Consider the following 1,005-nt stretch of genomic DNA (forward strand, 5'->3'; position numbering starts at 1 on the left):
CCTCAAAAGAAGAGGTGGGAAACTTGCTCACTGCCCACCAGCATACCCTAGCCGTGGAAACTGGCAGCCGGGGTATCTTGACCTACGATCCCTACGTCATCCTGGGAGCTGTGTCCACCCCAGGGATCCGGAAGCGTTTCCCGGCACCCCAGAAGAGGGGAAGGTTGATAGCAGGGATCCTTTTGGGTTATCCCAAGAGGTATCTGCACATCCTGCCTCTAGGGGTACTCCAGGCTATGGCCCTCTCTCCTGTTCGCCTTACCCCTTCTCTCCCCCCCATCCGATGGGAAAAACTGCCGCAAGACTTTCCGCTGCCGGATGAGCCTGTGGAAAGCACCTTACAGCCCCTTTTGGCTGCTGCGCTGCGCGAGGCTTTGGAACTGGCTCAGCTTATCCCCGCCGAGGCTTTGATCGCTTCCAACTTTGGCCTGTGCAGCACTGTCGGGGACAAAGTGGTGGTGAAAGCCCCCGACTGGCTGTACGTGCCCAGGGTGCAGCCGCTGCCCGAAGGAGAGATTCGCCGCAGCTATACCCCCCACTTGGAGGGGGATCCCCCGGCCATTGTGATGGAATTTATCTCCGAAACCGAGGGTGGCGAATACTCGATTAACCCCCACTACCCCTACGGGAAATGGTATTTCTACGAGCGCATTTTGCAGGTGCCTGTTTACGTCATTTTTCATCCCAAAACCGGCGAGCTGGATGTCTATCGCCTGGAAGACGGTCGCTATGCCCCTGCCTCGGCTGAGGAAAACGGTCGCTATTGGATCCCGGAGATCGGCTTGTTCTTGGGGGTGTGGCGCGGACAAAAAGCGGAAACCAAAGCCAACTGGTTGCGGTGGTGGACTGCCGACGGGAATTTGCTTCTGTGGGGAATTGAACAAGTAGAGCAGGAGCGACAGCGGGCCGAAGCGGCAGAGGCAGCCCTCGCCCAAGCCCGTCAGGAGCAGCAGCGCCTAGCCGCAAAATTGCGGGAGTTGGGCGTCGATCCTGAGGCAATCGACT

Annotated in this window: 1 protein-coding gene; it reads left to right on the plus strand. The window is 58.6% G+C overall.

Translation table 11 applies throughout. The annotated features are described in order from the left end of the window. Positions 1-14: 14 nt before the first annotated feature. On the plus strand, positions 15-1,005 hold a 991-nt coding region (locus NW853_RS09110), incomplete at its 3' end, for a Uma2 family endonuclease (protein WP_414348860.1).

Source organism: Synechococcus sp. H55.11 (genome assembly GCF_047462475.1).
GTDB lineage: Bacteria > Cyanobacteriota > Cyanobacteriia > Thermostichales > Thermostichaceae > Thermostichus.